At 69.9% G+C, this 4,914-nt stretch carries 6 protein-coding genes and 1 pseudogene; all 7 read left to right on the top strand.

Annotated elements, in window-relative coordinates:
- Positions 1–859 (top strand): annotated as a pseudogene (locus HPY23_RS26800) (chromosome segregation protein SMC); the annotation flags it as partial.
- 158 nt (positions 860–1,017) lie between these two features.
- Entirely contained in the window at positions 1,018–1,395 is a 378-nt protein-coding gene (locus HPY23_RS26795; RefSeq protein WP_091890404.1) for an AtpZ/AtpI family protein, read from the top strand.
- Between the two features lie 91 nt (positions 1,396–1,486).
- Entirely contained in the window at positions 1,487–2,242 is a 756-nt protein-coding gene (locus HPY23_RS26790; protein ID WP_060849757.1) for a F0F1 ATP synthase subunit A, read from the top strand.
- A 126-nt stretch (positions 2,243–2,368) separates the two neighbouring features.
- Positions 2,369–2,596 (top strand): F0F1 ATP synthase subunit C, encoded by a 228-nt coding sequence (locus tag HPY23_RS26785; protein WP_048430690.1) that lies wholly within the window; start codon positions 2,369–2,371, stop codon positions 2,594–2,596.
- A 200-nt stretch (positions 2,597–2,796) separates the two neighbouring features.
- Positions 2,797–3,366, top strand: coding sequence for a F0F1 ATP synthase subunit B family protein (locus HPY23_RS26780; protein ID WP_091890407.1), 570 nt, complete (start codon positions 2,797–2,799; stop codon positions 3,364–3,366).
- A 22-nt stretch (positions 3,367–3,388) separates the two neighbouring features.
- Entirely contained in the window at positions 3,389–3,874 is a 486-nt protein-coding gene (locus tag HPY23_RS26775; RefSeq protein WP_091746998.1) for a F0F1 ATP synthase subunit B family protein, read from the top strand.
- Positions 3,875–4,141: 267 nt separating this feature from the next.
- Complete coding sequence (locus HPY23_RS26770; protein ID WP_060849754.1) at positions 4,142–4,399, top strand: DUF6894 family protein; 258 nt, start codon at positions 4,142–4,144, stop codon at positions 4,397–4,399.
- Positions 4,400–4,914: the final 515 nt, after the last annotated feature.

Raw genomic sequence — 4,914 nt, 5'->3', positions numbered from 1 at the left:
GCGCCGGGCCCTCGACGCCTTCGCGGCGGCCCGCGAGGCGCGGGGCGCGGCGGCGGCGGCCCACGAGGCCCTGACGCGCCGCCTCGCCGAGGTGGTGCGGGCCATCGCCGACGGGCTCGAGACCACGCCCGAGGGCCTGTACGGCCTCGCCGGCGCGACACCGGGCGATCCCCTGCCGGAACCCGCGACGGTCGAGGGCAGGCTCTCCGTCCTCAAGGGCGACCGCGACCGGCTCGGCGCCGTGAACCTGCGGGCCGAGGAGGAACTGCGCGAGACGGAAGGGCGGCGCGACGAGCTGGGGCGCGAGCGCGACGAGCTGATCGAGGCGATCCGGCGCCTGCGCGGGGCGATCCAGAGCCTCAACCGCGAGGGGCGCGAACGCCTGCTCGCCGCCTTCACGGCGGTGAACGGCCACTTCGAGCGCCTGTTCACGACGCTGTTCAACGGCGGCACCGCCGAGCTGACGCTGGTCGATTCCGACGACCCGCTGGAGGCGGGCCTCGACATCCTGGCCCGGCCGCCGGGCAAGAAGCCCCAGACGATGACGCTGCTCTCGGGCGGCGAGCAGGCCCTGACGGCGACCGCGCTGATCTTCGCGGTGTTCCTCACCAACCCGTCGCCGGTCTGCGTCCTCGACGAGGTCGACGCCCCCCTCGACGACGCCAACGTCGAGCGCTACTGCGACCTGCTGGCCGCGATGGCGCGCGACACCGACACCCGCTTCATCGTCATCACCCACAACCCGATCACCATGGCGCGGATGGACCGGCTGTTCGGCGTGACCATGGTCGAACGGGGCGTGTCGCAGCTCGTCTCGGTCGATCTCGCGACCGCCGAGCGGCTGGCCGAGACGGTTTGACGGGGGCCATGCGCGCGGTGCAAAATACACCGAAAGTCCAATGACTTAACGTCGGTCCCGGGCGCCTTGACTCCCAAGGTGGGCGAAACTATGGTGCGCCCGCTCGACGGGGGTAGCCGGACCGGATCTCCTCATCTCTTCACGCGCGAGGTTTCGCCATGAACGGCAACGACCCGCGGGGGAAGGATGGTACCGGTGAGGGCTCCTCCCCCGACGACGACCTCTCCGCGAGGCTCAAGCGTCTCGAGATGCAGATCGACCGGAAGCGCCCCGCGGCGGCTCCCGATCCTTCGTCGCGTCACGACCGCGGCCAGCCCTCGTCCATCGGCGTCGCCATGCGGCTGTCCACGGAATTCGTGGCCGGCGTCCTGGCGGGCGGCCTCCTCGGCTGGGGCTGCGATCGTCTCCTGGGCACCAAGCCCTGGGGCCTGATCGTCCTGCTCGTCCTGGGCTTCGCGGCCGGAATCTACAACGTGATGCGCGTTTCCGGATTTTTTCCGGTCGCGGACACGAAGAAAGGCCCGCCAGGGTCTTGATCATCCGGTGGATGCCGTGCATCCGCCTGCACGGATTGGCAGCGCGGCGGGACAAGCCCGCGGCAGCGATACACGAGGGGGCGGGACCGGCATGGCCGTCAAGATGGATCCGATCCACCAGTTCGAGCTGAAGCCGCTGGTTTCGTTCGGGCATATCGGCCACCAGAACATCGCCTTCACCCAGTCGGCGCTGTACATGTTCCTGGCGGTGGGGCTCATCGCCCTGCTGACGATCTGGGCGACGCGCAGCCGCGCGGTGGTGCCGGGCCGGGCGCAGTCCCTGGCCGAGGTGTTCTACGAGTTCATCGGCCAGACCGTGCACCAGTCGGCCGGCCACGGCAGCGAGCGCTTCGTGCCGCTGGTCTTCTCCCTGTTCATGTTCGTGCTGCTGCTGAACCTGTTCGGGATGATCCCCTACGCCTTCGCGGTGACCAGCCACATCATCGTCACCTTCATGCTGGCGCTGGTGGTGATCCTCACCGTGGTGATCTACGGCTTCATGGCCCACGGCACCCACTTCCTCGGCCTGTTCGTGCCCCCGGGCGTGCCCGGCTGGCTCAAGCCCTTGATCGTGGTGATCGAGGTCGTGTCGTTCATCTCCCGCCCGATCAGCCTCTCGGTGCGTCTGTTCGCCAACATGCTGGCGGGCCACATCGCGCTGAAGATCTTCGCGGGCTTCGTCCCGGCCCTGCTCGCCGCCGGCGTCTGGGGCATCCTCTCGCCGCTGCCCCTCGCCCTCTCGGTCGCGGTCACCGCGCTGGAGATGCTGGTCGCGGTGCTGCAGGCCTACGTCTTCGCGACGCTGACCTCGATCTACCTCAGCGACGCCCTGCATCCGGGCCACTAAGGGCACGAGGCCTCCGCGCGAGGCCTCGCCCCCCGGACCTGCAACCCCCGAGCTTCCCACCCCGGTTCGCCGTGTCGCGGCCGGATACCACCCGCCAGACGACTAGACGACCTTAGGAGCATCACGATGGATCCCGTTGCTGCGAAGTACATCGGCGCCGGCCTCGCCTGCCTCGGCATGGCGGGCGCCGCCATGGGCCTCGGCAACCTGTTCGGCCAGTTCTTCGCCGGCGCCCTGCGCAACCCCTCCGCGGCCGACGGCCAGCGCGCCAACCTGCTCCTCGGCTTCGCGCTGACCGAGGCGCTGGGCATCTTCTCGCTGCTCGTCGCGCTGCTGCTGCTGTTCGCCGTCTAATCCGGCGAGGATTACCCTCCAAGAGGTGGTCCACCCGCGCACCGGGCTTCACACGAGGCTCCGGTGCGCGCGCGTGATGGAAGGACCGCCTCGGACAATTTCGTGCAGCCGCCGCCCTGCTCAAGGTGTGGCGGCGCGACGGCCGGCCCGGCCGAGCGCTCGGCGGGAGCGCTTCGTCTCCCCCACACCCGGACGACACCATGGCGCAGCCACATGCACCCGCTCCCCTCAAGGAGGGGCTGATTCACGAGCCGGCCTCCGAGCATGGCGGCGGCTTCCCGCCGTTCGAGAGCAGCACGTTCGTCGCGCAGACCCTCTGGCTCGCGCTCTCGTTCGGCCTGCTCTACTACCTGATGTCGAAGATCGCCCTGCCGCAGATCGCCGGCATCCTGCACGACCGGCAGGCCCGCCTCTCCGGCGACCTCGACCAGGCCGCCCGCGCCAAGTCCGAGGCCGACGGCGCCCGCGACACCTACGAGCGCGCCCTCAAGGACGCCCAGGACAAGGCCAAGGGCATCGCCCAGGCGACCCGCGAGCAGCTCGCCTCCGAGGCCGAGACGCGCCGCAAGTCCCTCGAGGCCGACCTCGCGACCAAGCTCGCCGAGGCCGAGGGCCAGATCCGCAGCCGCACCGCCACCGCGATGGGCAGCGTGCGCGAGGTGGCCGCCGACGCCGCGACCGCGATCGTCGAGCGCCTGACCGGCCACGCGCCGGACCGCAGCGCCGTCGAGGCGGCCTACGACCGCACCCGGCCCCAGACCGCGCACTGAGCCGCAGGAGATCACCGACATGCTGTTCGATGCGGAGTTCTGGGTCGCGGTCGCCTTCGTGGTGTTCTGCGGCATCGCCTGGAAGATGGGTCTGTTCGACCAGATCATCGGCGGGCTCGACAAGCGCGGCGCCCGCGTGCGCAAGGAGCTCGACGAGGCCCGTCGCCTGCGCGAGGAGGCCGAGGCCGTCCTGGCGGACTACAAGCGTCGCCGTTCGGATGCCGAGCGCGAGGCCGCCGAGATCGTCGCCAACGCCCGCGCCGAGGCCGAGGCCGCCGCGGCCGAGGGCCATGCCCGGCTGAACGAGTTCGTCGCCCGCCGCACCAAGGCGGCCGAGACCAAGATCGCCCAGGCCGAGGCCCAGGCCACCGCCGAGGTGCGGGCCGCCGCGGCGGAAGCCGCCGTGCGGGTCTCCGAGACCATCCTGCGGGAGAAGGTCAGCGGCGAGGCCGCCCAGGATCTGGTGCGCCGCAGCCTCGGCGAGGTCCGCACCCGCCTGCAGGCCTGAGGTTCCGGCCGCCCCGCGGCGCCGGACGACCGAAACGAACGACGAGAGCCGCCTTCGGGCGGCTTTCTTTTTGGGCGCAAGCGAAAGCCGCCTCCGAACTTTCGGCGAAGGTCTCGCTGTCGGCAACCGACAATCCTGCAAGTCGACGGGACAATCCGGAAAGCCGACGACTGCAAACATGCATGATCGATGCGGGTTTGACGCAGGTACAATCGCTTCTCGTCGTGCCGTGTGGCATACGGGAGGAGAATCGTCGCCGAGCCCGCCATGACCGTCTACTATTTCCACTTCCAGGCCGGGCGTCGCCTGATCCTGGACCCCGAAGGGGTCGAACTGGCGAGCCCGGCCGACGCCCTGGAGATGGCGGCGAAGCTCGCCGCCGGCCTGCTCGACGACGGCGAGGTGACGTGCGACTGGACCCACAGCGCCGTCCGGGTCGAGGATCAGGATCAGCGCCGGGTCTTCCGGCTGCCGCTGACGAGCGTGCGGGCGCGCGACAGCCGCAGCCGGGCCTTCGTGAACTAAGCAGATTTCGCCGAAGTGGTGACTGGTTCGGCGCCGGAAATCTGCGACAAAACAAGATCCTGAGCGGGCGAAGCGTGGCCTGCCCACGGTACACGACACTGGCCCTGGCCGGGCTCCCCGGCTCATCGTCGGCCAACCCCTTTCCGGGCCCGGTACGGGCCTGCACGACTGAAGCGAAGCGCAAGGAGATCCGGGATCCAGCACGACAAGCCGCGAAGCGTCCGTGCGTCCGCGACGGTGCGGCATGCCGAGCCGCTTCGCGGCACAACCTGTGCTGGGTCCCGGATCTCCTTGCGCTGACGCTCCAGTCGTCCGGGACAGGGGGCGAGCCGTCTCGGAACGCCCTCGGACGGCCTCCACAGTCTCAGAGCCTGTTTGACTTACGACGACACGATCGCGAGGGGATTTTCGGTCATTCGTCATTCGGGGTTGATGGACGAGAGGCGGGCTCGAAGCCCGCTTCGTCGTTTGGGGTTGATAGACGCCCAGGCCACAGGCAGGAAACAGCGTGAGGC

It is taken from the genome of Methylobacterium ajmalii, assembly GCF_016613415.1.
In the GTDB taxonomy this organism is placed as follows: Bacteria; Pseudomonadota; Alphaproteobacteria; order Rhizobiales; family Beijerinckiaceae; genus Methylobacterium; species Methylobacterium ajmalii.
Note: the sequence above shows the minus strand (reverse complement) of the source record. Positions and strands in the feature narration are given on the sequence as shown.

Coding starts and splice junctions, on each gene's coding strand:
- HPY23_RS26780 (WP_091890407.1), top strand. CDS start 2,797: ATGGCGCAGCCACATGCACCCGCTCCCCTCAAGGAGGGGCTGATTCAC.
- HPY23_RS26785 (WP_048430690.1), top strand. CDS start 2,369: ATGGATCCCGTTGCTGCGAAGTACATCGGCGCCGGCCTCGCCTGCCTC.
- HPY23_RS26770 (WP_060849754.1), top strand. CDS start 4,142: ATGACCGTCTACTATTTCCACTTCCAGGCCGGGCGTCGCCTGATCCTG.
- HPY23_RS26795 (WP_091890404.1), top strand. CDS start 1,018: ATGAACGGCAACGACCCGCGGGGGAAGGATGGTACCGGTGAGGGCTCC.
- HPY23_RS26790 (WP_060849757.1), top strand. CDS start 1,487: ATGGCCGTCAAGATGGATCCGATCCACCAGTTCGAGCTGAAGCCGCTG.